Raw genomic sequence first — 25,448 nt, 5'->3', positions numbered from 1 at the left:
AGCTTCTAACACGGAGCGACAGCGACGCTCGGCTGGTACGGTGTTTCGCAGATCAGTTGGCTGCCAGCGAGCGAAGCCGCTCGAGACGCGTCTCGAGCGGCGGATGCGTCGAACGAAGCCCCGAACTGGGGCGTTCGTTGCCGAGCGTCGGAAGAATAGCGATCGCGTTCGCCGATCGGGCGTGCTCGCGAAGATCCGCTGTCGGTTTGACAGGCGCTGTGTCGTCGAGTTTCTCGAGCGCAGTCGCAAGTGCAGTCGGATCACCGGTCAACTCTGCAGCGGCGCGGTCGGCGGCCAGTTCTCGACCTCGGGAGAAAACGCTGACTCCGATCAGTGCGATAAAACTGAGGTAGTGCCCGCAAACTTCGAAGACGTTCGACGTACTCCCCTCGTCCGGTGTAAGCGTTTCAGCGGCGATAAGGGGGACGAGTACCACCGTGAGCAGTCGAAGATCGTCGCTGGAAATGTGGGCGAGTTCGTGTGCGAGGACTGCCGATAGCTCCGACTCGGATAGCGTCTCTATGAGTCCTTGCGAGACGACGATAACTGGCGTCGCGTCGTGACTGGTTCTGACAATCGGATCGTCCGGTCGATAGGTCGTGAAGGCGAGCGGCGTCGCCGTCGGATTGACTCGTATCGGCGGTTTTGGGACATCTGTTTGTCTCGCCAGACGACCGACTGTGTACTCGACGTTCGCCGGTTCGTCTACCGTTGACTTCGAGAGCGGCGTCGTTCGCTGGAATGAGTCGGCACGTTCAGTTCGAACGGCGTTTACAATCGCTCGAGCGAACCAGCCGAAGGCGCAGAGACCACAGAGCGACCAGACTGCTGACCATACCACGTCGGGAAGAGAAATATGAGCGAAACGGAGCAGATCGGACGCATACGCGGAAAACACCATTCCACTGACGACCGCGATCGCCAGCACGATAGCGAGGCTGCCAGCGAGCACTGCTCCACTGATCGACGCCGAAAGAGCAGCGCGAGTCGCGAGTCCGGCCTTCCTCGTCAGTCGCATTGCCGACGTTATTTCACCCTCGCCAGCAAATATTTTTATTGGTCACGTCGACGGTGCGTTCTCAGCCGCTCGCCGTGGCCAGCGGGTCGCCATTGTCACCAGAGCCACGACGGATCCGGTCGCGTACTTCGCGGGTTAGTGGGCTCCGGAAGCGGATAGCGGACTCGACTGCTCGAGAAGGGACTGCCATCCGTCAATCCGTGGTGTCCATATCGGCCGACGGCTGCTCGGTCGTCTCGACGCGCTCCCGAAGCCAGTCTATCGCCTCGTCGACCGTCTCGGGGTCGGTACTCGAGACCCGAATCCGGCCCGGTCGGTGCTCGCTTCGGGGATAGCTGCCGACGGAAACGTCGAACCGCTGGCTCACAGCCTCGAGCGCCTCGTGGAGCGACCCTTCGGGGGCGGGCGTGTAGATCGTCCGAGCGACGGCGTCGCCCTGAAACTCGTCGGCTACCTGCTCGAACATGGCCTGCATCTCGTTGGGGATGCCGGCGAAGACGTAGACGTTCTCGACGACGCAGCCGGGTGCCCACCCCTCGTCGATGACGATCGGGGTCGCACCCTCGGGGATCGAGGCGGCCGCGTCGATGTCCAGTTGGAGGTCGTACTCCTCGACCATCTCCGGATTCTCGTCGCGGAAGGCGGCGGCCTTCTCGAGGAGGCGCTCGCGGATCTCGCCGTGCACGATGAAGTCTCGCTCGAGGCCGTCGGCGACGGCTTCGACGGTCACGTCGTCGGGCGTGCCGCCGATGCCGCCGGTGACGATGACGGCGTCGAACTCGTCGCTCCAGCGGGCGACGTAGTCGGCGATGAGGTCGCAGTCGTCGGGGATCGTCAGGATCCGACCGACGGTGCTGCCGCGTTCGGTGATCCGCTCGGCCAGCCACGACGCGTTGGTGTTGGTGGTCGACCCCGCGAGGATCTCGTCGCCGACGGTGACGATCGCGACGTTCATGGGCGGCGTTGGAGGTACAGGCAGTTATCGGCTCCGGACCCGGCTATCGATCGGACGAATCAGCGTTGCCGTCGACGGTTGATGTCGACCGCGGCTTCAGACGATTGTGCGACGCCGCTGCGGCAGATCGCCAGCGCTACGGTTTTGTAAGTCGTGTGCCAAGTGCCCGTATGGTCGTCTCTACCGGCGGCGAGGACACAGCGAGTTCGCCGCCGAACGTCGTCCGTCAGCCCGTTCGCTCGAGCGAACGGGGTCGACGGATCGGTCGTCGAGTGCGCCGAGGAATCGCCGTGAGAGCGACGCCGACGAACCGCTCGCGGTCGACGAGGTGGGACCGATGGTAGACCTCGCTTTCTCGATCGGTCGGCTCCTCTTCGCACTCTTCCTGGTCTTCCTGAACGGCTTCTTCGTCGCGGCGGAGTTCGCCTACGTCCGGATTCGATCGACCCAGATCCAGACGCTCGTGGAGGAGGGGAAGTCGTCAGCGAAGCTGGTCCAGGAGGCCGAGGAGAACTTGGACGACTATCTGGCGACAACCCAGCTGGGGATCACGATCGCCTCGCTGGGGCTCGGGTGGGTCGGCGAACCGGCCATCGCCTCGTTGCTCGAGCCCGTATTAGGGCCGGTGCTGCCGGCTGGCACGCTTCACCTGGTCTCCATCGCGATCGGGTTCAGCGTCATCACGTTCCTCCACGTCGTCTTCGGCGAACTCGCGCCGAAGACGCTCGCCATCGCGGAGGCCGAGCGGATCGCGCTGCTGGTCGCTGCGCCGATGAAGTTCTTCTACTACATTTTCATCCCCGGTATCGTCGTCTTCAACGGGACGGCGAACTTCTTCACGCGCCTGATCGGGGTCGCGCCGGCGTCGGAGCGCGACGAGAGCCACAGTCCGGAGGAGATCGTGCGCATCGTCTCGCAGTCCGGTGAACAGGGCGCCGTCGGAACGGACGAAGTCGAGATGATCGAGGCCGTCTTCGACCTGAGTGACACGATCGCCCGCGAGGTGATGGTTCCCCGCCCGGACGTGGTCACCGTCCGCGCCGACATGCCGCTCTCGGAACTCCGGACCGTCGCCGGGAGCGGGAGCTATACCCGGTTCCCAATCGTCGACGAGGACGCCGACGAACCCGTCATCGGCTTCGTTCACGCCAAGGACGTTCTCCACGCGATCGAGACGGCGGACGAGGACGACGGATCGTCGGCCGAGGAACCGACCGCGCGCGACCTCGCTCGAGACGTGCTCATCGTCCCCGAGACCCGCCGGATCGACGAGATCCTCACGGAGTTTCGCGCACGGAACGTCCAACTGGCGGTCGTCATCGACGAGTGGGGAGCGTTCGAGGGGATCCTCACGATCGAAGACGTCATCGAGGTCGTGATCGGCGAGATCCAAGACGAGTTCGACGTCGCCGATATGGAGCCCTCGATCGACGAACTGACCGACGGCCGCTACGCCATGGACGGCGGCGTCTCGCTTCAGGACGTAAACGCCACGCTCGAGACGGCCTTCGAGAGCGAGGCGTTCGACACCATCGGCGGACTGGTCCTGAGCCGACTGGGTCGACCGCCCGAGGTCGGCGACGCGGTCGAGGCCGGCGGCTACGAGGTGACCGTCGAGGCGGTGGAAGGGACGCGGGTCTCGCGGGTGATCGTCAGCGAGGCCGTTCCGGAGGCCGAGGCCGATGAGACGTCCGACTGATGACAGTCGGAACTGACGCGGCTGCGTTCGAGACCGTCGGCCGCGAACGGTTCAAGACCACTGCGTGATCGGCTCGTCGCGCGCCGACCGCTCGAGGTACTCCCGTTGCATCTCCTGAACCGCTTCGTCGAACGATTTCCCCGCCTCGAGTCCGTCGGCGACTCGCTCGAGTTTCCACCGGCTCGGCGTCGTCCGCTGGGCCCAGCGCGCCTCGAGCGGCGCGAGGTACTCCTCGATCGTCTCCGGGGAGACGCCCTGTTCGCGGAGACCGCGCCGGGCGAACGCGAAGAGTTCGTCGTAGATCACGCTCGAGTCGGTCGTCCGGTCGCCGTCGGCGGTGAGCCACGCGAGATCAGCCTCGAGACCGTCTTCGACCGCCGCGTAGAAGCTCCGTTCGGCCGCCTCGTGCTCGAGATCCGCGAGCGGATGGTCGGTCACGTCCAATCCGCGGAGCAGGCCGGCGACCAGACATTGAAAACCGATGTTCTCCGCGATCGTGGGCTGGGTCGGCAGCGGGCGGTACTCGATGCGGATCGACCACCGGTCGCCCCGGCCGACCGGCTCACCGCCGATGACGGCCCGGAGCCACCGCCAGTAGGTCCCGCGCTTGTGGTCGAGTTCCCAGAACCGATCCGAGAACGCCTCGCGGTCGCCGTCCGCGAGCCACTCGCGGAGAAACGGCGCGCACGTCGGATCGGCGGCGAGTCGCTCGAGGGTGTCGGTCGCGTCCTCGATGTCGCCGGGGAAGCGAACCTTCTCCCACGCCCGATTGATCGACTGCTCGAACACCGGAATCCGGAGTTCGTGGTAGGTCTCCTCGAGCAGGCGGGACGGCTCGTCGACGTCGTACAGATCGGGCGGTAAGAGCGGCGAGTTCGTCGCCAGCGCGAGCACCGGCCCGAGCGTCCGGATGGCGGTATTGTAGTAGCGCGGAAACGCCTCGGCGTCGGGGATCTGGACGTGGGGCTGGATCGAACTGGCGAGCGATTCGAACAGAATCGAGGGAAAGCGCTGCTCGACTCCCGGCACCTCGAGGGCGACCGCACCTCCCGTTCGTGCCAGAATGTCGTTGTCGATCGCGCAGTACCGCGGCGATGGCGTCATGTTTGCGGCGATCGTGACGCCCTCGCGTTCGGTGACATCGGCGAGGTAGGCGTCGCTTCCCTTCGCGGGCGGCATCGTCCACATGGCGTCGAGGGCGATTTCGATCCCCTCCCGGTCGGCAACGCGTTGCACGCGTCGATAGCGACGGCGGAGCGCCGCCGCCTGCTCGGCGATTCCGTCGTCGTCGAACGACGACGGCTCGGTGTGGAACTCGACGTTCTGCCGCCCGAGTTCCTTTTCGCAGTCGCTCTCGAGCACGGCGTCTGGCACTCGAGCGAGTTCGCCGCCCCCGTCGACCGCATAGGCCTCGAGTTCGATCCCCAGTCCGAAGCCTGGACTGTCGAGTCGACCGTCGCGGAGGGCGTTGGCGAGCCGCGAGGCCTGCTCGTCGACGCGGTCGTCGAACTCGCGGTACGTCTCGTCGCGGAGCGAACGGTGAACGAGGTCGACCAGATCCGCCATTACCGGATCAAAGCGGGCCAGTCGCATAGAAGTGGGGTGTAGACGGCGGCTCGAGCGGGGGTCGATCTACTGACGGCCTGTGGCCGGTTGTTGGCAGCCCGACCGTGGGTATCTTTCCGATAGTGGGGAAGATTCGTCATTCCGCCCACCGGTGTCCGGGTATGTCCGATGCCACGCTCGATGACCGTGGCCGCCTGACGCTTCCCAAGGAGTTGCGAGAGCGATACGGCGACCGCGATCACATCGTCGAGCTTTACGACGGAATCGAGCTGGTTCCGGTCGCGGACGATCCGCTGGACGCGCTCCGTGACGAGTTCGACGACGTCGAAAAGACGGCCGACGGACTCCGCGACGAGGCGTGCAGATCGACACTGGACGAGGCAGGACGCTGAATGTACGCGGAAACGGACTTTCTCCTCGCGCTCATCAAGGACGAAGACTGGCTCGGTGATGCTGCCGAAACCGTCTACCGCGCCCATCGAGACGAACTGTGGACTCACAGTTCACGCTCATCGAACTACTCGTGGTCGTCTACCGGAGGATCGCGATACGGAACGAGTCGTCACGAACGCCGCCGACCTCGTCGAAGTACGGGGTGACGTAGACACCGTCGTCGCCGCGGCGACCTACGTCGAAGATCACGGTTTCACGCCCTTCGACGCGCTCCACCTCGTCGAATCGAACGGCGACACCATCGTCTCGAGCGACGACACGTACGAAGACGTTACAGCCCGCCTCGACCTGAAAACGGTCGACGAGGAGTGACGCTCCGCAACCACTAAACGCGGCTCACCCCAATCGGTATCCAATGACCGACTGGACGGAGAAATAATAAACTCTGTCATTATGATATCCACACAACTCACTCTCTGCTGACCTACTCGCTACTCAATCAAATCGTAAAAACTAGGTTCGACATTCTCATTCTATTATGACGTGCACAGTGAGGTTGAAGAGGAACTGAAGTGGGCGAAGGAAGCTCTGGCCGTCGAGCAAAATCAGAACTTCAGATATCAAGACGTACACGAGACGCGAATTCCAACTCAATATAGACAGTTTCTCGATTGGAACGAAGACCGCTTGGAAGACCACGTCGAGCGTCTTGAGCGAGACCTGCGTAACGTGAGGGTCGACCAGTGAGCGTCGGACTCGCCTTTGAAATGCTCTTGTTGGTCGGCGGTCTGATTGTCACAGCCTACATCCACCATAAACAAGATATCCACTGGATTCTGTCACCTCTAGTGCTGTTTATCATTGGTATCCCGCTCGCAGCTATTATTTTCACAGTCTCCCTCGTAGTCATCCCAATGGCGTTCATGGCGTGGTCACTGTCCTAACCTCTCCTAACATACGCGCATAATGCGTGAGATTATCCTCTCAATCATCAGATGGTGTCTCAAATCGACGCGAGAGCTAAACACCTCACAATACTACCCATCTATCTAATCGATTCTAGCTGTGTTCTCATGATTCTGAAAAGCAAAAGGAAAATAGACGATATGATTCGGCAAGGCTCCGAAAGGAGCATCAGACACAACTGACGGGCGCGCTCGCTTATAACGTACCACTTTATTCTAGTGGTTCGAACACTGAAAATACTGTCACAACTAGAACTAGTCACCTACCTACCCTAACAAATCCTCTTTGCGGCTATGAAGGTACGTCATCAGCTTATCATTAGCTTCATTTTGTGGACTAACCACTAAATATCTACTCAGAGTACCAGCATCCAATACTTGGTCAATCAATTCCGCCTCTTTTTCAGAGTCGGCTGTATCATCAATATCCTCCACGATATCACGGTCTACCAAGCACACGTGTGGTGCGGCCATACGCTCAACACGACGGGCCTTCTTTTCCATATCATTCTCATCCAGAATTTCTATGACACTCTCCTTGGCAGTTTGGCATGCCTCCCAGGCAGAGACCTCCTGCTCTTGTGCGTTAACCATGGTGCTCGTTTCTGAGGTCTCATTCTTCTGGTTGGACTCGGCCTCATTCTCGGGGAGTGTTATTGAGTCCACATAGTCGTGAGCCGTCTCCTCACGCACGTCGTCAAATGCTCGCTCAGCAAAGGAATACGCTTTACCTTCGGACATACCATAGTTCGTTCGCTCAAAATACGTACAGAGTGCCGTTTCCAACGCTTGTTCTCTCTTGCGTCTCGGTTTCTGCGGTATCTCGCTACCACGTTCAAGGAACTTGTCTATCGGTATCTCCGTACGCTCATGTAACTCAATTTCACGGTTTTCGAGTATCTCGTGAGCTTGGTTGTAACCAGTGTAATTGTCTGATTCTCCAGTCACAACAGCCTGTGCCACCTCGTGCTCAGGCTCATCACCAGAATCTAAGTAATTGATTATCTCTTGCTTAGCTTGAATACGGTCCAGACGGTCAGAGTACGCCGAATCAATGCTATCACGTACCGTATCCTCTATATTCTGTGCCCAGTAACGCTCACCCCAGTATTCTGACGTAGAGATGTCGTCTAACAAACTCTCTGGGAGCCATAACTCGACGCCGTTATCCGTCATCTCGTCACTGGCAGACACATACTGTGACGGTATAGACGATATTTTTATTTTTCCGAGTTCAGGTATGATATCAGTGTCACCAACTAACTCAACAAGCTCCGCATCTACCCTCTGTTCATAACGGGTGATATCGTCCTCGTGAGCATCTGTAGTGAGCATGATGTACTCGTAGAGGACTGTACCCTTACTCCACCCACGAGCAAGTTCGCCTGCTCTATCTCGTAAGTGTTCATAGACCCATTCATGCAGTATTGGTTGTGTTTTACCCGATTCCTCTGACCGCAGCAATGTTTTCATTAAACTCATTTGTTAATATATTTCTCAGACTGCCATATATTCTTACTGGTGATTATAGCACTAGTTAGAAAAAGAAGTGCTATAAATAATGCTAATAAATGCTTAGTTAGAATAATAGCAATACCTTAGTCGCCAGGAGAATCAAGGTGAGTTGAGGTCGAACTGTTAACCAATCGGTTGTTGTAGGCGCTCTACCTCGGTATCCTCTTTCAACCCGTCGTATACTACAGACTCTCTTCTCCCTACCCTGAGACGGGAAAAAAGAAAAAACGGCTCTCACCACGGTCTGGTAACGAAGCGAGCCGCCAGGCGAGCGACCAGTGGCCATCCTTTCCACGACCTCGGTCTGACACTCTCCCGTGTATGCATTTTAATCCGCAAAAAGAAGAGAATGTACGAGACCAGATTGGGAAGGGAAAATTCAGGCACGGGAGGACTATGAAGAGGATTCCGTGCCTAATCACGCCCCTTCTACAGCAGAGTTACAATCTCTGTGAGGAGATAGGAGGTCGGATATCTTGTGGCCGAGCGCCGATTGTCACGTGCTGGTCTTCGAGACCGATGACGTACACTAGTCCTGTCGGAATTTTTATGACATCGGTAATAAGTCCGTGCTCTCCGTGCCACTCAAAATCAGGGTCGAGTTCGTCTGGAATGTCGATTCTCACACGGTCGCCGAGTTTGTAGCGAGTCACAGCCCGTGCTGGGCTCGATATCGTACTTAAACCTCAGTTCTCGACTTACGACGAATCAGTAGTCAATGGAAAAGAAGCGCACGGTTCCGTGGTCAGGTGTGGAAAATCCGTAGCTGTCGTCGCTTGGCTGCATGAGAATCTCTACGAGGTCCCCATCCTCAACTCCGAAACCTTCTCGAATAATCTTCTCTCGCAGTTTCTCGCGCCGCATTTGCTTGTGAACTTCGACGACCAAATCCGTCAAGTAGTACTTCTTGGCCTGGTCTGACAGCTCCTGCGAGCTTTGATTCGAACAATTCGAGAGCGCTAACGAGGCAGGAACAAGTCGTGCAGCACTTGGAATCGGTCGTCGACGTGGATACTTGGCAATCGTTTGAACACAGAGATGGACCTCATGAAGCAGATGTTCGTGGTATTGATGGAGCGGCGTTCACTGAAGATAGCGAATTGAAGACTGTTCCAGAGGAACTCGTGGAGGTACTGGTGATTGACTTCCCCGAACTGAAGGAGGCATACCTTCGAGGCGAGGTCTCGGCGGTCGGTCCGATAGAGATGGTGTACTCGGATGATGACAGCATGGCCGTGTTCCTAGATGCAGATGATATCCGAGATTCAGAGGCACTGATAGTGCATTGGGAGGACTGGTGAATTCCCTGTACGCGCGTATTATGCGTGTACTTGTCGTCCGCGGCGCGTGCTGCGGATAACTCTTATAACCGTGGTATGAGTTCCATGGTATATGTCACAGAATATAAATCTAGAGCCACGGCTCACTCGGCGGCAGGAGAGATTGCTTATCGCATTATTCGTGCATGGGGAATCACGGATATCAGAATTTGAGGATGATTTTGACGCACATCCAGATACCTTGCGTCGGGACCTCGACGGTCTCGCCGACGCGGGGTACGTAGAGATATCGCAAGAGGGCGTCGGCGGGGCTGCGAACCCTGCAAACGTCTATTCACTCACCAGCAAGGGCAGTGAATTCGCTCACGAGGTCTCCGTTTCGGATTCGAATTCAAGTGTGCTTGAGTCTCTGGATGAGCAAGAACGGAAGATAGCAGAGCTACAAGCTGAGGTTAGGTATCTCAAGCAGCAGACCGAGGCGCAGGAACACTATATCCGACAGTTGGTCGAGTTTGCTGAGATGAGAGGATACGATATCGAAACGTGGTCGCCAGATGAGTAGTATCAATATCTAAAGTAAGCCCATAGTCATAACATTAGGACTATATGGAGCGAGTGACAATTCGGTTCGCATATGGCCGACGTACGTCAGACTAAACTGGGGGACCTTTTCCAAAGTTCGGTTTTCAAAATTCCTCGATACCAGAGAGGGTATGCATGGGAAGACCAACAAGTCTACGACCTTCTTGAGGATATTGAGTATTCGTATGAAGAGCGACAATCTGAAGAATCGCCAGACTTCACGCACTATTTCGGCACCTTGGTTATGCTGGATAAAGGTCTGGAGAGAACGGCGAGCAATGATTTTGAGGCGTATGACGTGATTGATGGTCAGCAAAGAATGACGACCATCTGTATTCTCATAAATTGTCTCAATGAGCAGTTGAGAGATATAGATGAGGAGAAACTGAACGAGAATAATGCAGGAACACTTGAAAAACTGTATAAAGATAATAGGGAGGATTTCATTGTTGAACTAGAAACAGAACGTATTGAACTAGATAGTAATAATAGTGATATTTTCAGAAAGCTTGTCGTTCAGAACCAAGATTTAGATAATATTCCTGCAGAGACAGTCTCTCAGAGGCGGTTAGTGAATGCAAAACGGGTAATACGGACTTGGTTAGAAGAGAAACGAGAGGAATATATTACTGAAGATAGCCATGATGATTACTATGCATTTTTACGAGAAGTGCAGAAGATAGTTCGGACTGGTCTTGAGGTCACACAGTATGTTGTAGAGGACGAGACCGAAAGTGGTCGTCTATTCGAAGTCATCAATGACCGAGGTAAGGACCTAACCAATCTGGACCGTATAAAGAGCTACTTGGTATACTGCTCTGCCCGATACAATGACAATGATATGTCTCGGGAAATATACACACAGATTGGGGAGGTTCTTGAGAATATAACCAAATATGGCGGTACTGACTCTGATATTGAAACGTTCGTCCGCTATCATTGGAGGCTCTTTTCAGGAGAACTTGTTCTAGCTCGTCAGACGAATTCCGAGTATACGACAGTACACAGACGAATCAAGCACCTAGAGAAACACGCCTCACTGAACCAAGGAGAGAGGTCTGTTCGTGATTGGATTGACGACTACCTAGAGAGTATCTTAGCATGCTCGAAAGCCTATCTCGTAATCAAGAATCCAGAGGAGATTGAGTCGGATTACGATAGAGTGAACGAGATAATTCAGGACTTGCATGGGTTGAACCGCCTCCCTGTCTCGAATAACTTCCTTCCTCTACTGATGGCTACTCATAATCGGTTTGGGATTGGTGATGAATTCCGACGAGTTGTGAGTCTCTGTGAGAAGCTATCTTTCCGTGTGTATAACGTAGCAGGACGGCGAACTGATGCAGGACGTGCTGCTCTCCAAAGACATGGATACTGGATAGAGTGGGCAGGTCGGCGAAATAGAGCGAACAAGATTTTCGACGGAGGACAGGCAGCATTACAGTTTGACGCACTCTCTGAGGCAATCCCTGCTACCTGTCGTCGGCTCGAATCCGAGATTGGCAGCAACTGTCCAGATACGTACTTCATGGATTGTTTGCTTAGAGACGACCTCTTCGACGGTACTGACCGTAACGACGGTTGGACTGGAGTTCGTGATAAGACTGTAGTTCAATATCTGTTATACAGATATGAACGTCATCTACGGACAGAGCCTGGGCGAGATGCTATGACTCAGATGCCTTCATTCGAAACCTGGAAATCTGAGGGAATCAGTATTGAACACATCCACCCACAGAACGCAGAAGGTGATAGTGAACTAGATGATATTACCGATACACTCGGAAATCTACTCATCATTGGTCAGAGAGACAATTCTGGGCTAAGCAACCTCAATTACGCGCAGAAGTATGATGACACTTATGCTGAGTCATCCATGAAGATGTGTGAAGAGCTTCCTTCTCCTGAAGATGGTTGGTCGAAAGAAGCTGCAAATACCCGTGCTTGGAGGATTGTTCGCTTTGCGTTAGAAGAATGGGGTGGCCTAAGCAAAGCACACATCCGATTCAATAAGCAGCCAAGTGATACAGAGGTTTCCCCATTGGAAATCCGTAATATTGCTCATAGCGTACGGGAGTACCATAAAAAAGCAAGTGACGACAACTTCGTCATCCCGTCTATCCGATTTAAACGAGAGAATGTTACTGGAAGCGAGTGGGAGACTATGAACCACTGCGACTCTTGTGAGGGTATCATTGTAGACCTCAACTCCTTGGAGGAGTGGGATGCAACTTGTAGTGGTTGTGAAGCTGACCTTCCAGACCCAGTATACAAGTTCCGAGAGAGCGACTACATCAAAGCCACTTAAAAAATGACCGCCGCGTAGGAGAGCTTTATCTATCAGCTAGTGGATTTGGTGGATATGAGTGGATTCGGTTTGAGACGTGGTCTCAGGACTGATTGTTACTCATCCAACTCCCAGATGAGCGTGTTTCCTGCCTCAGTAGATTCGATTTCCCCGTCTTCTTCGAGGTTTCGTAACTTCTCATGCGCAGTTGTCCTGTGACAGCCTAGTGCTTCTGCAACCTCGCTCGTGGCCATACGTGTATCCGAGAGTAAGTTAATAATCTCTGTATCGGAGTAGACCTTATCGTACTGCCCAGTACTTAACGGGGATACAATCTTGGGAGTGACTTGTCTAGTTCTATGTCGCACATAATACGCGCGTGAATTGTCTAAAAATCGCGTCAACCCTCGGATTCGAGACCGTCAAGCACGGATGAAGTGCTCGTAGATTTGTTCCGTAGTGAGAATACTACTGTGTCGCAACCTATTTCGAACGTCGACGAGACGGTTTTCTTCATCTTGCAGCATCCAGTTCGCGACTGAGTGTCTGAAGTCGTGAGCAGAAAGGCCCTGAGGTTCTCCACGTGTGCCATCTGTCCTGTAGGGACGGACATCAGCTTCCGCAGCCAGTCGCTTGATTGTTTGATTCACAGCTCGTGGCGTCATTTGGTTTGACTGCCGAGTGGGGAGCAGATAATCTGTATCTTGACTCTGATACCACTCGGAATTGAGGTACTGTCGCAGCAGTCGAACCAAACCGATATCTGAGCGGTCGAGAGTGAGTGTTCGTGTCGACGGGGAATTCTCGTTTGGATAGTCCTTTTGGATAGGTCCTGGGATAACCAATTCACCTTCGTTCAGACGCAGCATCCCATCTGGCTTGATATCCAGCAACTCGTCCACTCGAAGACCCGTATCATATTCGAATGACACGATAACCTCATCCCTGAGTTGGCGACCGAGTAGACGGCCATGCTGTTCGACGTTAAGTCGGTAGGATGCTTCGCGGAGTTCGTCAAGCTGTTCCTCGACGACGTATTGGTGAATGCTATCATTGGTCATATAGATATATCTAGAACTAGCACTAAACTAGTTTCGGAATTTATTGAGACACCCCAATGCAGGTCGATATAGGTTCGATATAGGGGTGATTTTAGGATTGAGTTTCGGAGTCTACTAACAGAATCCGAAACTGGTACACCAAGAGTCCAGGAATTCCTCCTTCAAGTCGGGGCCGACAAAAATTGTGGTGTTATCTATTCCTTCAGACCCTCAATGAGGATGACACCCGCCATCGAAGTGTGATTTCCACAACTGTACTGTTTCATCATCTGGTCATCGCCACTAAACGTCTGTTCCTGATTCACACCCTCTTCAGCGTGATACTCCTCGTTTGAGAAATCAGGGTAATCGGCTGTCAAGATACCGTGTTCGCTGCCACCAACCCAGTCCCATTTCACTGTTGTTCCTGGCTCAATATTGATGGCAACAGGCTCAAAGACAAACTCTCCATTGTGTTCAGCCCCCACAGTCACGGTTACCTCATCATACCCACTGAAATCATAGATGGGGCGTCCATTGTCGTCCCAATTCGCAGAGCTTTGTGCGTGGGATACAAAATCTCGCACATCGACAGAGTCTTTTAGGTCACTCTCGCCCGCCGTCGGGACCTCATTTAGGTCTACACTTCCATTTCCGCTTTCATCTGAGTTCGATTCATTTGTGTTCGAGTCATTATTCTCTGACCCGTCATTAGACCCATCCGTTTTCGGGTCATCTGTTTGGTTGCTATCACTCGTACATCCTGCAAATCCTGTAAGAGTGATAGTCGATGCGACCAACATGAACTTTCGTCTATCCATATGTGCTGAGGAGAGTGTTTGAAGATAATAATAGAAACGATATAGTTTAGAATACAGACTGTCAATATTGCTTAGGATATTTGAGCATCGGGTCCGATGAGGGCAACCAGTCTATATTCGAGGCTGAGTTATCTCCAAAAAACCGAGCAGGTACTACGTCCTGGTGGTACTTTCTTCTTCGCCGTAAACTCCCAATATAATATCTGCTTTAATACAATACAACTTATCAAATCCTCAAAAATAATCTGACGAACAAGATATACCAAAATTTGGCATCGATGCGACAAACTCAGTCCTCGAATACCTGCTCTCTCAAGTACGCATATGCTTCGCGCGCATTCTCCTCATCACCAGTGGCAGCTAAGGTGAATTCATGTTTAATTCCTTCAGCATATACAGTAATAGTACCCAGTCCATCGATTTCTGCATTAGTTCGGGTTATTATCTCATAGGGGATTTCCATATCAATTCCCGCATAAAAATGCAACGCTCGATTCGTTAGAATGAGCGCTGCTTCGTCTCTTTTTCTCTCAAATCCTTCACCTGTAATCGGGTCTGTACGTTCATAATGTGCCTTTTTGGTCAGTAGAACAACGTAGTGAGGGACTTCACCATCGATTCGATGTGGCCATTCGAATATCTTACTAGCATCGGGAAAATATCTCTCCCACCCGTTAATTTATCAACTGTAACTTTATTACTATCTGCTTGCTCAACCAGTCGTTCGAAATCAACGTCCATATAGTCAGGACTATAGTGATGTCTTGTAAGAATGTCGATTCTAATGACCATTTCACGAATTACTTGACAGGAAGAGTATTACGTCATATGGCTATCTAGACCACTTCTATTAACAAGAGTAATTTCAGAATTAAGTGACTGACAGTTTGAGCTGACGATTTTGCTCACTCGATAATCAACCTCTCCTGAACGCCGAGACAGCGCTCAGAGTCCCTCGAACCCCTGACTTTGAGTGAGGTTTGTCTAACAATCAAGGAAAGTACGACAGGATTCAGTCCGTTTACTATAACCCGCAAGTCCAGAGGTAACATTATTAGTCACAGCCAATATCATACATATCACGACCGAGACTGACCAACTCGCCGTAGGACGGCGTATCACCTATCTAGGTGATGATAATGGATTTCTCATTAACGGTCCAAATACATACCACGGGACCATTACAGATATGCATCTAAACCGAGACACTGTTATTATCGACGGAGTACAAGAAGTATATCTTGACCGTATTATTGATATTGACCCGAAATCCTGATTTCTGACCGTTCAAAGAAAGTACGACACGCTACTCTGCTGCACAGTCGAGACACAGGAATTCATTACCTGGATGCTCTAATTCCGTCTCGCAAATCAAGCACACGTCGTGCTCTCCGTAATGCTCTAGAAACCCGTATTGCATCCCGTCAGGATACCACACGTCACAAGTCGAGACTGGACAATGTAGCTCGCCGTCTCGCTCGTCAAGCAAAGCTAAGATATCGTCTTCATCCATCATTGGATTCAGCTCTCTCTAGATACGAGACCGACCTGAGGACAAACTGAGACCCGCAATCAGGACACTCGATTATCTGTCCTCCCTCTCCCCGTCGAGGACCGTCTCTCACGCGACCGCTGCAATCAGGACACGTGTACGTATCTGTGCCCGCGACTTGGAGTGTCATCTGCTCTGCAGAATGGTCAATCGGCGTAAGCTCGACAATGAACTCACTCCTGCAGTTGTTACACTCCAGAAATTGACCAGAACGTAGTACGTCGTCATCCAAGCTCGTCGTCTCACTACACTGCTCACATTCGAATTCTATAGTCATGGTCACATCCCGTCAGGGTGAATCTCAGTATCAATGCGCAAGCCATCATCCGTACAGGTCGCCCAGAACATGCATTCAAGTGCATCCTCACCATCCGCGAATCCAGCAAACCAGAGCGAGTCGTCACTCATCCGCTCGATTCTGAGATAGTCTACATCATACATCAGGTCAATATCCTCGTCGGGCGCTATCGAGTCTGTCTCGTAATCAAGGTCCTCGCCGTCAGTCATTTTTCTCACTTCTGTTCTTAGTGTAGCCGTCTACTTCACGTTCAACCAGTTCCTCGAATTCCTCGTCGTCGAGACCGCGATAGTCGTCCGAGACCTCTCGGAGCATTGACTGCCAGTGGGCGATACGTGAGAGACAGTACTCACGAGGTGTCATCCCTGCCCGACGAGCCATGTCCTCTACTCGGTTCTCATCCATGCGAGACTAACTCGTGAGCAAAACCATTCATTCCTTCGGTCTCACTCACTCACTCTGGATACGTAGTAAACGCGCGGGCGTACAGGTAGCTTGTTCACAACACGCTCGCGTGCGTTTTGGATTTGCGAACGCCACGTTTTGTCGAACGGTTCTGCGACCTCAACTTCGACTACCTCTCTGTCGTATATCTCCAATCGGTCGATATCACGTGTCGTCTCAATCTCCTCTCCGTCGTATGTGACCATATAGACGTGTTCGACCCACGGATATGTGATTACAACCAATGCTCCAATCGTAATTGCGAGTAATGCAATTACAGCATCCATTGTATAATAAATACTATACTAGAAACCTGTTAGAATAGGGGCCGAACTTAGGACAGGTTTGGTCGATATCGGCGGTCTGCATCCCGAATATCGTCATCTCGGAAAATGAGATACTTATCACGGGTGACCTGCAAATCTGAATGCCCCATCAGAGTAGACAAATATGCAATCGGCATTCCTCGTTTCGTCCGATACACTCCATAGGATTTTCGCAGGGCGTGTGGATGTGGCCAATAACGTGTTCGATTAGACTTGTCCGTGTACATCTCCTTGAGTACGTCAGCACGGTCTGCTACGTCACGCAAGATGTCACTAACTGTCCCAGGATACATCTGCTCAGCTTCCTCTGATACGAGCAGATACGGTCCAGATGACCCGAAATAGGAATTCCGTTTCCCATTATCCAACCATTCCGTTAACACGTTCTCGAATTTTTGACTATAATAGACAGTACGTTCATCATCTTCTTCCATCTTGCGCGTTTTACCTGTCTCAATCTCGATTGATTTCTTTCTTCGATTGATATCACCTAATTTCACATCCACAGCTTCTCCAACCCGAAGACCACAATCCCAAAAAATCAGACAGCACACGCACTCACGAGTTGTTTCGCACGCATCAAGCATATCTTGGAATTGGTCTTTCGATACGTATTCCTGTTCGAGATGCTCTGATTGACGAGTTTTTTCGTAGTGGTCAATATCAACTGCATCAACAGGGTTCGATTGGATATGGTCTCTATCTTCCAGCCGCGAATAAAAGGAGCTAATAGCGTAGATTTTCTGGCGGACCGTCCGATATCCGTAATCTCGAACGACTAAGTCATCACGCCAATCCTCAACAACATTAGAGTCAACCTCAAGCAAGTTCCCATGATACCACTGCGAGAACTGCTTGAGTGGTGTAGCGCGGTTTTTGAGCGTATTCGGTTTGTTATTCGCAATTGTAGCTCTGAAATACGACTTCAACCGAGCTTGTACGTCGTCTGGTTGTGAGGCGACCCAGTCAGGAGTCTCGCCGTCGTTTTTGACCCACTCTTTAATTTTACTCGCGGTCATCTTTTCCCTCCTCAGTAATTACATCATAAGTCTCAAGGGCGTGTTTGACAGCTCTGTACGACCGATTGGATACGATATCACTCATCTCATCCTCATTGACGAGGTCTGCTTGGACAAGACCGATTTCTTGCTCGACATCCTGCATCAGAGACTCTAAGCGGTCAAATCTCTCCAGGACTACTTGCTCATCAACACCATCATTACTCCCTGGTCCCTCAGTATCAGTAGAGATGGTACGCTCGACAGACTTGCGGATAAGGTCGGACCTATCGTCGTATTCAGGTTCGTCCTCAACAAACTCATCCCACGCCTCCACGCGCTCATCAGGTACGCGTAATTGGACCAGAGCCATTCTAAACAACAGTACAGTGTTCCAACCAAAAACCATTACGATATCATTACAGTATGACTGACTGGACGGAGAAGTACCGCCCGACGACGCTGTCGGAGGTGCGCGGCAACAACAAGGCCCGCGACCAACTCGAGGAGTGGGCCGAGAGCTGGGACGACCACCGCAAATCGGTGATCGTCCACGGCAGTCCCGGGGTCGGGAAGACCTCCGCCGCCCACGCGTTGGCCAAGGACATGGGCTGGCCGGTGATGGAACTCAACGCCAGCGACAGCCGCGGCGCCGACGTGATCGAACGCGTCGCCGGCGAGGCCGCGAAGAGTGGGACGCTCACCGCCGGCGGGGCGGGCCGCAGGCTGGTCATCCTGGACGAGGCGGACAACTTCCACGGGAACGCCGACTACGGCGGCTCGCGGGAGGTCACCCGCGTCGTCAAGGAGGCGAACCAGCCGATCGTCCTCGTGGCCAACGAGTTCTACGACATGAGCCAGTCGCTGCGCAACGCCTGCGAGACCATCGAGTTCCGCGACGTTTCGAAGCGCTCGATCGTGCCCGTCCTCCGGGACATCTGTCGCCGCGAGGGCGTCGAGTTCGAGGAGGAGGCCTTGGAGAAGATCGCCGAGTCGACCAGCGGCGACCTGCGGTCGGCAGTCAACGACCTGCAGGCGGTCGCCGAGGAGACTGAACGGCTGACCGTCGAGGACGTGGTCACCGGCGAGCGCGACACCACCGAGGGGATCTTCGACTTCCTCGACGAACTCATCAAGGAGGAGGACGCCGAGGGCGCGCTGCGGGCCTCCTACGACGTCGACGAGACGCCGGACGACCTGCTCAACTGGATCGAGGACAACGTGCCGAAGGACTACGAGGGCGCTGAACTGGCCGACGCCTACGAGTTCCTCTCGAACGCCGACCGCTGGCTCGGCCGGGTGCGGGCCACGCAGGACTACTCGTTCTGGCGGTACGCGACGGACAACATGACCGCCGGCGTCGCCGCCTCACGGCGGGGAGACAAGGGCGGCTGGACTCGCTACGGCCCGCCGAGCTACTGGTCGAAACTCGGCCGTACGAAGGGCACCCGGAACACCCGCGACTCGATCGCCGAGCGTATCGCCGAGCGCGAGGGCGCGAGCGTCGCCACCGCTCGCCGCGAGATCCTCCCGTTCCTCTCGGCGATGACTCACCACTGCAAGAACCGCGACCTCACCGTTCGCATGGCCGCCGCCTACGACCTCGACGAATCCGAGGTCTCGTTCGTCACTGGCAGCGGGAAGGATACCAACAAGGTCCAGTCGATCGTCCAAGACGCCGAGGAACGCAGGGCCGAAGAAGCGGTCGAACACTCGGGCAACGCCTTCTTCGAGGCGGAACGCTCGAGCGGCGACGACACCGACGAACCCACCGTCGATGCGGATGCGAGTGACGACGGGAACGACCAACAGACGCTCGTGGCCTCGGAGACGGACGACGGGCAGTCCTCGGAGTCGGCGTCGGACGACGACAGTTCGGCGGCCGATGAACCTGACGACGATCAGTCGGGACTGAGCGACTTCATGTGAGAACCGTATCCAACGTCCACCGTCGGATCGCTACCGAGTTGTATTCTCTCTCGATATATCTATTTATTGAATAATCGACACTATTACGTCGATGAACGGTGAGACCATCACATGGTGACTGGCCGAATGACGAATCCACATAGCTGCCCGCTTTGCACCGAAACGTACGACGACCGCAACGGGCTCCGGATCCATCTCGAGGTGGAACACCGGAAATCCGAAGTCGTCTCCTATCTCGTCGAGTTCGACGCCGAGTCGACGGTCGTTTCGTCGGACGGCGAGCAGCCGACGGCCGAGGAAGAGCGACCGGCACCGTCGGTCTGAAAGCGGCGCGAACGATCAGCAGTCTTCTATCGGCAGTCGCTCGCGAAACGTCGGCGAGAACGCGTCGCTGACGCCGGCAGCCAGTTCGCGCGGGTCGGTTTCGTCGTCGTCCTCCTCCCCCAGCGGCGGCACCGTCTCGACCGCGTAGCCGGTCATCCGCTCGAGTTCGTCGGGATTGGTCCGTTCCGCGACGGTGTCGCCGGCGTACTCGTTGACGACGATCCCGCAGACGTCGATACCGCGGGCCTCGAGTGCGTCGATCGAGAGCGCGGTGTGGTTGAGCGTGCCGAGTCCCGATCGCGTGACGACGACCGCCGTCGCCTCGAGGTCGGCCACGAGGTCGATTACCTCGCGGTCGCCAGCTAGCGGCACGCGCAGCCCGCCGATCCCCTCGACGATCGGGACCGGCGTCGATTCGATCTCGCGCTCGCAGGCCGCGCGGATCGACTCGTACGCGAGGTCTTCGTCGGCGACTTCGGCCGCGACGCGGGGAGCCAGCGCCGGCTCGAGATAGCGCGGGCAGGTCGCGGCGTCGGGGTCCTCACAGCCCGCTGCGACGAAGCCGGCGTCGTCGTCGGGCGGATGGCCCGTCTGTGCGGGCTTGATCGCACGAGCCTCGTGACCGGCCTCGCGGAGCAGGCGCGTCAGTCCGGCCGTGATGACCGTCTTCCCGACGCCCGTTCCGGTGCCGACGACGGCGATCGGTCGGCTCACAGCAGGCCCACCTCCTCGCCCGCGGCGCGGAACGCCTCGAGACAGGTGACGATATCGCCCTGCTCGTGGGTCGCCATCGGGACGACGCGGATGCGACTGGTTCCCTCCGGAACCGTCGGCGGCCGGATCGCCGGCGCGACGACGTCGCGCTCGCGGATGCCGTCGGCCAGGTCGATCGCGTCCCGTCGGTCGCCGACGACGACGGGCAGGATCTGGGAGTCGCCCCAGACCTCGAATCCCATCGACTCGAGGCCGTCGCGGAGGTGGGCGACGTTCTCCCAGAGCCGCTCGCGCGCGTCGTCGTGGCGGGCGACGTGCAACGCCTCGCTGGCGGCCGCGGCGGCCGGCGGTGCGAGCCCGGTCGAGAAGACGAACGAGTGGGCGTCGTTGAGCAAGCACTCGATCAGCTCCGAACTTCCCGCGACGTAGCCGCCCTGGCTGGCCAGCGCCTTCGAGAGCGTCCCCATCTGTATCTGGATGCGATCTTCGAGGCCCTCCGCCTGCACGATGCCGCCGCCGTTGGCGTACAGGCCCGTCGCATGGGCTTCGTCGACCATCACCCACGCGCCGAACTCCTCGGCGGCGTCGCAGATCGTCTCGAGCGGGGCGACGGTGCCGTCCATGCTGAACACCGAATCGGTGACGATCAGCCAGGACTCGTCGACTGGCTCTCGCCCCTCGTTCGCTGCGCGCTCCGCCTGTTCCTCGAGCTTCGCACCCAGGCTCGCCGCGTCGCAGTGGTCGTAAACGACGGTCTCGGCGTCCGCGAGTCGGCAGCCGTCGATGATACTCGCGTGATTGAGTTCGTCGGAGAAGACGACGTCCGGCTCGAGGGCCGCGATCGTCCCGACGTTCGCGGCGTAGCCCGACGAAAAGGTCAGCGCACGCTCCGTTCCCTTGGTTTCGGCGAGGACACGCTCTAAGTCCCGGTGGACCAACGTGTCGCCGGTGACGAGTCGGCTCGCGCCCGCGCCGGTGCCGACGGTGGCGGCCGCCTGTCGCGCCGCGTCCTGTATCCGCTGGTCGTCAGTCAATCCCAGATAGTTGTTCGACGCGAAGACCAACGCCTCAGCCGAATCGAGCACCGGCAGGTCACCGCCCGAGGGCTCGGCGAAGTAGCCGCGCTCGGCGACCCGATCGACGGGCGAGAGTGCGCGTTTCAAGTCGTTCTCCTCGAGCGTCCGAAGTCGGTCTTCGAGGTCGAACCCGCGGTCGGCCATTCGGCTAGACGGACTCAGCGCCACGGTTTCACTCTCACGGTTCGGTTCTCTCGGACAGTTCGGCCCGGAGATGGCTCGAGACGATCGGTAGGGGGCAGTATCGGTTCCATAAATATTCGCGTTCATTGAAAAGACGAACGGGCGTTGCGGTCAGAAGCCGGGCATGAGGTCGGCGGGGCCGAAGACACCGTACTCTCCGGCGCGGTTGCGTCGGACGCCGGCTTTCAGGTAGCCCAGCGCGGGCCCGTTGACGTTGGCCTCCATGCTCGTTTCGTCGCCGAGCTGGAACGTGTTCGTCGCGGTCTCGCCGTCGAAGGTCCGGCCGGTCACCCGGACCGTGGTCGTCGTCGGCTTCTCGTCGTTGCGCACGTCGAGAATCCCGCCGACGGAAACGTCCTCGGCGTCGCAGACGCCGGCGCGCTCGAGGAGCACGTCGTCTGCGTGTTCCATGTCCTCGAACTCGATGACGCCGTCGTGGTCGTCGATGATCGCCTCGATCTCCTCGTCGGAGAGGTTCCGGGCGGTCTCGATGTCGTACTCGGGGAGGTGTGCGATGTCCTCGCGGACGGTGCCGCGGTTGTCCTCGTAACCCGATTTGAGGCCGACGCCCCAGTGGATGTCGACGTCCGTGACCTCGACGAACGACTGGGCGGCGAGTGCGGCCGCGCCGGTCAGCAGGCCGGGTGTCGCGCCCGCACCGCAGATGAACGTAATTCCGGCCTCCTCGAACTCCTCGCTACGGTCGTCGAGCATGTCGATCACGCGCGAGCGTTTCAGCACGTCGATCATGACCCCGGAGTAGCCGCCCTCGGCGAACCGGTCTGCCGTCCGCGGGATGAAGTCGTGCTCGTAGTTCGGCAGCGCGAGCAGGACCGCGTCGATCCGGTCGCCGTGGTCGATGACCTCCTGGATGGGGTCGTCGCTGGGTCGGGCCTGGCTCGAGGCGACGACGCCCTTGTCCTCGCCGTGCTGTTTGACGCCGCCTTCGGCAGCCGTCGTTCCCCCATCGGTCGCGACCTCATTGTCTCGCGGCTCATCGCCGTTCGACTCGTCCGAGCCGCTTCGCGGCTCGCTGTCGATGTTACCCTCGGTCGCCGCCAGCAGTTCGTCAACGTCGAGGCCGTCGAAGTCGAACGCGACGCCGTGGCGGTCACACGCCGCGACTGGCGTCAGGGCGTCTTTGTGCTGGCTCACTTCGAGTGCTCGTCGGCCGATGCCTCCGGTTCCGAGTACCGCAAACGTGATGTCGTCCATAGGTTCGGTGGTGAATCGCGTATCGTCAGTCGTCGCTCGGTTCTACGCCTGTACTCGCCGTCTCGGTCGACGACTCCGCGGCCCCGCTGTGGCGGGCCTTGACCGCCTCGGGATCGAAATCGTTCGCCTCCCGATTGGGCTCGAGCCCCGCGCGCTCGATGATCTCGATATCTTCGCCGGGCGATTGGCCCTCGGTCGTGAGGTAGTCACCGGTGAGGATGCCGTCCGCGCCGGCCTCGAGCGGCAGATGCTGCTCGTTGGGCGCGAGGTTGACCTCGCGGCCGCCGGTGAGCCGGACCCGGGACTCGGGGTGGAGCAGCTTGTACACCGCGACCGTCTTGACGATTTCTTCAGTCGTGATGTCGACGCCCTGCTCGGCCAGCGGCGTTCCCGCGACGGGATTCAATACGTTGACCGGCAGCGACGAGATCCCGATGTCCTGCAAGGCGATCGCCGCCTCGACGCGGTCGGTCGGCGTCTCGCCCATGCCGAGGATGACGCCGGCACAGAGATCCATGCCGGCCTCCTTGGCTACCTCGAGGGTTTGCACGCGGTCCTCGAAGCTGTGGGAGTCGACGATCTCGGGGAAGTAGTTCGGGGAGGTCTCGATGTTGTGATTGTAGTGATTGATCCCCTCGTCGGCGAGGATCGCGGCCTCCTCCTCGGTGAGGATCCCCAGCGAAGCGTCGACCTCGAGGTCGCACTCGTCGCGCACGAGCCGTATCGACTCGAGGACTTCCGCCCACTCCTCCGGGCGGTGTTCCTTCGAGACGCCCTTTTCGGCGACGACGATCCCGAATCGCTGGGCGCCGTCGCGTTCGGCGCGTTTGGCCGCCTCAAGGATCTTCTCGGGGCCGAGGAACCCGTAGGTGTCGATGCCGGTGTCGAAGTGGATCGACTGCGCGCAGAACCCGCAGTCCTCCGCGCAGTTGCCCGCCTTCGCGTTGACGATCGAGCAGGCGTCGACCGTGCCGTCGCCGAAGCGGTCGCGGACGGCTGCGCCGGCCTCCGCGAGCGCGTCGACCGGCTGGGCGATCAGCGCCAGCCCGTCGGTTCGGTCGAGGCGCTCGCCAGCCAGCACCCGCTCGAGTGCGTCGTCGACCGTCTCGTTTCCAGTCTCGTAAACCACGATTATAGACGTGGTTAACGAGGGTATAATATTTTTGGATAGTCGCGACGGTTGTGAGATACGCCGACTCGATCGACGGTTGCGTCGTGGAGCACCGAGGTGCGGTTACGACCGGAGTTCCGGCCTCGGGCAACGAGAAACCGGTTGACGTCGGTTCCCCAACCTTTGAATAGTGGTGTAAGGTACCACGAGGTATGGTTGTTAGTGTCCCGGAGGAGCGATTCGAGGACGTACCGAATTTCGACTACGAACCGCAGTACGTCGACGTCGGCGGGCTAGACATGGCGTACGTGGAAACCGGTGGGGGCGCAGACGGCGGCGACGCCGAGGAGACGTTCCTCTGTCTGCACGGCGAACCGACCTGGTCGTTCCTCTACCGGAAGATGATGCCCACGCTAGCCGAGCGCGGCCGCGTCGTCGTCCCGGATCTGATCGGCTGCGGGCGCTCCGACCGGTACGAGGACCGCGACGAGTACTCCGTCGAGATGCACTACGACGCACTCGAGACGTTCGTCGAGGAACTCGACCTGACGAACATCACGCTGGTCTGCCAGGACTGGGGCGGACTGCTCGGACTCTCGCTGGCGGCCGAACAACCCGAGCGGTTCGCCCGCCTCGTGCCGATGAACACCGGTCTTCCCGACGGGACCCAGGAGATGACCGAGACGTGGCAGGCGTTCGCCGAGATGGTCGCGACCGCCGAGGACCTGGATATCGGCGAACTGGTCGCGAACGGCTGTTACCGTGACCTCTCCGAGGAAGTCGTCGACGCCTACCGCGCACCCTTCCCCGACGAACGGCACATGGCCGGCGCTCGCACGTTCCCCGGGCTCGTCCCGCAGTCGCCCGACGATCCCGGCGCGGATCGCTTCGCGGACGCGCAGGACCGACTCGCCGAGTGGGAGAAACCCGCGTTCGTCCTGTTCGCCAGAGAGGATCCGATCACGTCAGACAATCGCGATCCGCTGCGCGGGCTCATCCCGACCGCGACCGAGCAACCCGACATCTGGATCGACGAGGCCGCACACTTCCTGCAAGAAGATGCGGGCGAGGTGATCGCCGAGCACATCGTCGAGTTCGTCGATCGGACGTCGCCGTCCGAGTAACGAACCGGCCACGGCGTAAGAGGGCTCTCCTTC

General features: G+C 56.8%; 26 protein-coding genes and 1 pseudogene. 11 read left to right on the top strand and 16 right to left on the bottom strand.

Annotation, left to right across the window (positions count from 1 at the left end):
- Positions 1 to 52 precede the first annotated feature (52 nt).
- Both NDO75_RS07430 and NDO75_RS07425 read right to left on the bottom strand, forming a co-directional pair.
- Entirely contained in the window at positions 53 to 1,018 is a 966-nt protein-coding gene (locus NDO75_RS07430) for a M48 family metalloprotease (protein ID WP_310905520.1), read from the bottom strand.
- A 193-nt stretch (positions 1,019 to 1,211) separates the two neighbouring features.
- On the bottom strand, positions 1,212 to 1,973 hold the full coding sequence (locus NDO75_RS07425) for a molybdopterin-binding protein (RefSeq protein WP_310905519.1): 762 nt from the start codon (positions 1,971 to 1,973) through the stop codon (positions 1,212 to 1,214).
- Positions 1,974 to 2,143: 170 nt separating this feature from the next.
- Here NDO75_RS07425 and NDO75_RS07420 point away from each other — a divergent pair, with 170 nt between their 5' ends.
- Positions 2,144 to 2,317, top strand: a complete 174-nt coding sequence (locus NDO75_RS07420) for a hypothetical protein (RefSeq protein WP_310905518.1) — start codon at positions 2,144 to 2,146, stop codon at positions 2,315 to 2,317.
- Positions 2,311 to 3,672 carry a hemolysin family protein gene (locus tag NDO75_RS07415; RefSeq protein ID WP_310905517.1) on the top strand — a complete coding sequence of 454 codons (1,362 nt, stop codon included), beginning with the start codon at positions 2,311 to 2,313 and terminating at the stop codon, positions 3,670 to 3,672. The genes NDO75_RS07420 and NDO75_RS07415 overlap by 7 nt, the downstream gene beginning before the upstream one ends.
- Before the next feature lie 51 nt (positions 3,673 to 3,723).
- Here the strand turns inward: NDO75_RS07415 and NDO75_RS07410 are convergent, their stop codons facing one another.
- The gene (locus NDO75_RS07410) at positions 3,724 to 5,238 is read right to left on the bottom strand and encodes a hypothetical protein (protein ID WP_310905516.1); all 1,515 of its coding nucleotides are present in this window, start codon (positions 5,236 to 5,238) and stop codon (positions 3,724 to 3,726) included.
- Between the two features lie 161 nt (positions 5,239 to 5,399).
- Between NDO75_RS07410 and NDO75_RS07405 the strand changes: the two genes are divergently transcribed.
- The 3 genes and pseudogenes from NDO75_RS07405 (at position 5,400) to NDO75_RS07395 (ending at position 6,575) form a co-directional block, all read left to right on the top strand.
- A complete protein-coding gene (locus NDO75_RS07405) occupies positions 5,400 to 5,630 on the top strand; it encodes an AbrB/MazE/SpoVT family DNA-binding domain-containing protein (protein WP_310905515.1) in 231 nt (76 codons plus the stop codon).
- A pseudogene (locus NDO75_RS07400) lies at positions 5,631 to 6,003 on the top strand (hypothetical protein). It begins immediately after the preceding gene.
- 371 nt (positions 6,004 to 6,374) lie between these two features.
- Entirely contained in the window at positions 6,375 to 6,575 is a 201-nt protein-coding gene (locus NDO75_RS07395; RefSeq protein WP_310905514.1) for a hypothetical protein, read from the top strand.
- 288 nt (positions 6,576 to 6,863) lie between these two features.
- Here the strand turns inward: NDO75_RS07395 and NDO75_RS07390 are convergent, their stop codons facing one another.
- Positions 6,864 to 8,078, bottom strand: coding sequence for a hypothetical protein (locus tag NDO75_RS07390; protein ID WP_310905513.1), 1,215 nt, complete (start codon positions 8,076 to 8,078; stop codon positions 6,864 to 6,866).
- A gap of 1,022 nt (positions 8,079 to 9,100) precedes the next feature.
- Here NDO75_RS07390 and NDO75_RS07385 point away from each other — a divergent pair.
- From NDO75_RS07385 to NDO75_RS07375, 3 genes are all read left to right on the top strand, one after another.
- Complete coding sequence (locus NDO75_RS07385; RefSeq protein ID WP_310905512.1) at positions 9,101 to 9,412, top strand: hypothetical protein; 312 nt, start codon at positions 9,101 to 9,103, stop codon at positions 9,410 to 9,412.
- Positions 9,413 to 9,503: 91 nt separating this feature from the next.
- Positions 9,504 to 9,953: a hypothetical protein gene (locus tag NDO75_RS07380; protein ID WP_310905511.1), complete on the top strand. Its 450-nt coding sequence runs from the start codon at positions 9,504 to 9,506 to the stop codon at positions 9,951 to 9,953.
- Between the two features lie 72 nt (positions 9,954 to 10,025).
- On the top strand, positions 10,026 to 12,281 hold the full coding sequence (locus NDO75_RS07375) for a DUF262 domain-containing HNH endonuclease family protein (RefSeq protein ID WP_310905510.1): 2,256 nt from the start codon (positions 10,026 to 10,028) through the stop codon (positions 12,279 to 12,281).
- 95 nt (positions 12,282 to 12,376) lie between these two features.
- Here NDO75_RS07375 and NDO75_RS07370 read toward each other — a convergent pair whose 3' ends face one another.
- The 8 genes from NDO75_RS07370 to NDO75_RS07335 form a co-directional block, all read right to left on the bottom strand.
- Positions 12,377 to 12,514 carry a hypothetical protein gene (locus NDO75_RS07370; RefSeq protein WP_310905509.1) on the bottom strand — a complete coding sequence of 46 codons (138 nt, stop codon included), beginning with the start codon at positions 12,512 to 12,514 and terminating at the stop codon, positions 12,377 to 12,379.
- Between the two features lie 168 nt (positions 12,515 to 12,682).
- A complete protein-coding gene (locus NDO75_RS07365; RefSeq protein ID WP_310905508.1) occupies positions 12,683 to 13,321 on the bottom strand; it encodes a site-specific integrase in 639 nt (212 codons plus the stop codon).
- A gap of 194 nt (positions 13,322 to 13,515) precedes the next feature.
- A complete protein-coding gene (locus NDO75_RS07360) occupies positions 13,516 to 14,121 on the bottom strand; it encodes a hypothetical protein (RefSeq protein WP_310905507.1) in 606 nt (201 codons plus the stop codon).
- Between the two features lie 289 nt (positions 14,122 to 14,410).
- A complete protein-coding gene (locus tag NDO75_RS07355) occupies positions 14,411 to 14,584 on the bottom strand; it encodes a hypothetical protein (protein WP_310905506.1) in 174 nt (57 codons plus the stop codon).
- Positions 14,585 to 15,952: 1,368 nt separating this feature from the next.
- The gene (locus NDO75_RS07350; protein WP_310905505.1) at positions 15,953 to 16,180 is read right to left on the bottom strand and encodes a hypothetical protein; all 228 of its coding nucleotides are present in this window, start codon (positions 16,178 to 16,180) and stop codon (positions 15,953 to 15,955) included.
- A complete protein-coding gene (locus NDO75_RS07345; protein ID WP_310905504.1) occupies positions 16,173 to 16,376 on the bottom strand; it encodes a hypothetical protein in 204 nt (67 codons plus the stop codon). Before NDO75_RS07345 ends, NDO75_RS07350 begins: the two co-directional genes overlap by 8 nt.
- A gap of 373 nt (positions 16,377 to 16,749) precedes the next feature.
- Entirely contained in the window at positions 16,750 to 17,760 is a 1,011-nt protein-coding gene (locus tag NDO75_RS07340; RefSeq protein ID WP_310905503.1) for a tyrosine-type recombinase/integrase, read from the bottom strand.
- Positions 17,747 to 18,112 (bottom strand): hypothetical protein, encoded by a 366-nt coding sequence (locus NDO75_RS07335; protein ID WP_310905502.1) that lies wholly within the window; start codon positions 18,110 to 18,112, stop codon positions 17,747 to 17,749. The genes NDO75_RS07340 and NDO75_RS07335 overlap by 14 nt, the downstream gene beginning before the upstream one ends.
- Positions 18,113 to 18,165: 53 nt before the next feature.
- Between NDO75_RS07335 and NDO75_RS07330 the strand changes: the two genes are divergently transcribed.
- Together NDO75_RS07330 and NDO75_RS07325 are read left to right on the top strand one after the other, a co-directional pair.
- Positions 18,166 to 19,668, top strand: a complete 1,503-nt coding sequence (locus NDO75_RS07330) for a replication factor C large subunit (RefSeq protein ID WP_310905501.1) — start codon at positions 18,166 to 18,168, stop codon at positions 19,666 to 19,668.
- 126 nt (positions 19,669 to 19,794) lie between these two features.
- Positions 19,795 to 19,992: a hypothetical protein gene (locus NDO75_RS07325; protein WP_310905500.1), complete on the top strand. Its 198-nt coding sequence runs from the start codon at positions 19,795 to 19,797 to the stop codon at positions 19,990 to 19,992.
- Between the two features lie 15 nt (positions 19,993 to 20,007).
- On the opposite strand, the gene bioD is transcribed toward NDO75_RS07325, so the two are convergent.
- The 4 genes from bioD to bioB form a co-directional block, all read right to left on the bottom strand.
- Complete coding sequence (gene bioD / locus NDO75_RS07320) at positions 20,008 to 20,706, bottom strand: dethiobiotin synthase (protein ID WP_310905499.1); 699 nt, start codon at positions 20,704 to 20,706, stop codon at positions 20,008 to 20,010.
- Entirely contained in the window at positions 20,703 to 21,926 is a 1,224-nt protein-coding gene (locus tag NDO75_RS07315; protein ID WP_310905498.1) for an 8-amino-7-oxononanoate synthase, read from the bottom strand. The genes bioD and NDO75_RS07315 overlap by 4 nt, the downstream gene beginning before the upstream one ends.
- Before the next feature lie 150 nt (positions 21,927 to 22,076).
- Entirely contained in the window at positions 22,077 to 23,180 is a 1,104-nt protein-coding gene (locus NDO75_RS07310) for a transcriptional regulator (protein WP_310905497.1), read from the bottom strand.
- 25 nt (positions 23,181 to 23,205) lie between these two features.
- A complete protein-coding gene (bioB, locus tag NDO75_RS07305; RefSeq protein WP_310905496.1) occupies positions 23,206 to 24,309 on the bottom strand; it encodes a biotin synthase BioB in 1,104 nt (367 codons plus the stop codon).
- A 194-nt stretch (positions 24,310 to 24,503) separates the two neighbouring features.
- Here bioB and NDO75_RS07300 point away from each other — a divergent pair, with 194 nt between their 5' ends.
- A complete protein-coding gene (locus tag NDO75_RS07300; RefSeq protein ID WP_310905495.1) occupies positions 24,504 to 25,415 on the top strand; it encodes a haloalkane dehalogenase in 912 nt (303 codons plus the stop codon).
- Positions 25,416 to 25,448: the final 33 nt, after the last annotated feature.

This window comes from Natrinema sp. 1APR25-10V2 (genome assembly GCF_031626495.1).
Taxonomy (GTDB): domain Archaea; phylum Halobacteriota; class Halobacteria; order Halobacteriales; family Natrialbaceae; genus Natrinema.
This window is presented reverse-complemented; position numbering and strand designations above follow the sequence as displayed.

Excerpts from the sequence above, each read along its gene's own strand:
- NDO75_RS07380 (WP_310905511.1), top strand. The coding sequence starts at position 9,504 with ATGTCACAGAATATAAATCTAGAGCCACGGCTCACTCGGCGGCAGGAG.
- NDO75_RS07420 (WP_310905518.1), top strand. The coding sequence starts at position 2,144 with ATGGTCGTCTCTACCGGCGGCGAGGACACAGCGAGTTCGCCGCCGAAC.
- NDO75_RS07410 (WP_310905516.1), bottom strand. The coding sequence starts at position 5,238 with ATGGCGGATCTGGTCGACCTCGTTCACCGTTCGCTCCGCGACGAGACG.
- NDO75_RS07370 (WP_310905509.1), bottom strand. The coding sequence starts at position 12,514 with ATGGCCACGAGCGAGGTTGCAGAAGCACTAGGCTGTCACAGGACAACT.
- NDO75_RS07325 (WP_310905500.1), top strand. The coding sequence starts at position 19,795 with ATGACGAATCCACATAGCTGCCCGCTTTGCACCGAAACGTACGACGAC.
- NDO75_RS07335 (WP_310905502.1), bottom strand. The coding sequence starts at position 18,112 with ATGGCTCTGGTCCAATTACGCGTACCTGATGAGCGCGTGGAGGCGTGG.
- NDO75_RS07330 (WP_310905501.1), top strand. The coding sequence starts at position 18,166 with ATGACTGACTGGACGGAGAAGTACCGCCCGACGACGCTGTCGGAGGTG.
- NDO75_RS07405 (WP_310905515.1), top strand. The coding sequence starts at position 5,400 with ATGTCCGATGCCACGCTCGATGACCGTGGCCGCCTGACGCTTCCCAAG.
- NDO75_RS07310 (WP_310905497.1), bottom strand. The coding sequence starts at position 23,180 with ATGGACGACATCACGTTTGCGGTACTCGGAACCGGAGGCATCGGCCGA.
- NDO75_RS07340 (WP_310905503.1), bottom strand. The coding sequence starts at position 17,760 with ATGACCGCGAGTAAAATTAAAGAGTGGGTCAAAAACGACGGCGAGACT.
- NDO75_RS07430 (WP_310905520.1), bottom strand. The coding sequence starts at position 1,018 with ATGCGACTGACGAGGAAGGCCGGACTCGCGACTCGCGCTGCTCTTTCG.
- NDO75_RS07375 (WP_310905510.1), top strand. The coding sequence starts at position 10,026 with ATGGCCGACGTACGTCAGACTAAACTGGGGGACCTTTTCCAAAGTTCG.
- NDO75_RS07425 (WP_310905519.1), bottom strand. The coding sequence starts at position 1,973 with ATGAACGTCGCGATCGTCACCGTCGGCGACGAGATCCTCGCGGGGTCG.
- NDO75_RS07415 (WP_310905517.1), top strand. The coding sequence starts at position 2,311 with ATGGTAGACCTCGCTTTCTCGATCGGTCGGCTCCTCTTCGCACTCTTC.
- NDO75_RS07365 (WP_310905508.1), bottom strand. The coding sequence starts at position 13,321 with ATGACCAATGATAGCATTCACCAATACGTCGTCGAGGAACAGCTTGAC.
- NDO75_RS07315 (WP_310905498.1), bottom strand. The coding sequence starts at position 21,926 with ATGGCCGACCGCGGGTTCGACCTCGAAGACCGACTTCGGACGCTCGAG.
- NDO75_RS07360 (WP_310905507.1), bottom strand. The coding sequence starts at position 14,121 with ATGGATAGACGAAAGTTCATGTTGGTCGCATCGACTATCACTCTTACA.
- NDO75_RS07350 (WP_310905505.1), bottom strand. The coding sequence starts at position 16,180 with ATGACTGACGGCGAGGACCTTGATTACGAGACAGACTCGATAGCGCCC.
- NDO75_RS07300 (WP_310905495.1), top strand. The coding sequence starts at position 24,504 with ATGGTTGTTAGTGTCCCGGAGGAGCGATTCGAGGACGTACCGAATTTC.
- NDO75_RS07390 (WP_310905513.1), bottom strand. The coding sequence starts at position 8,078 with ATGAGTTTAATGAAAACATTGCTGCGGTCAGAGGAATCGGGTAAAACA.
- NDO75_RS07355 (WP_310905506.1), bottom strand. The coding sequence starts at position 14,584 with ATGGAAATCCCCTATGAGATAATAACCCGAACTAATGCAGAAATCGAT.
- NDO75_RS07345 (WP_310905504.1), bottom strand. The coding sequence starts at position 16,376 with ATGGATGAGAACCGAGTAGAGGACATGGCTCGTCGGGCAGGGATGACA.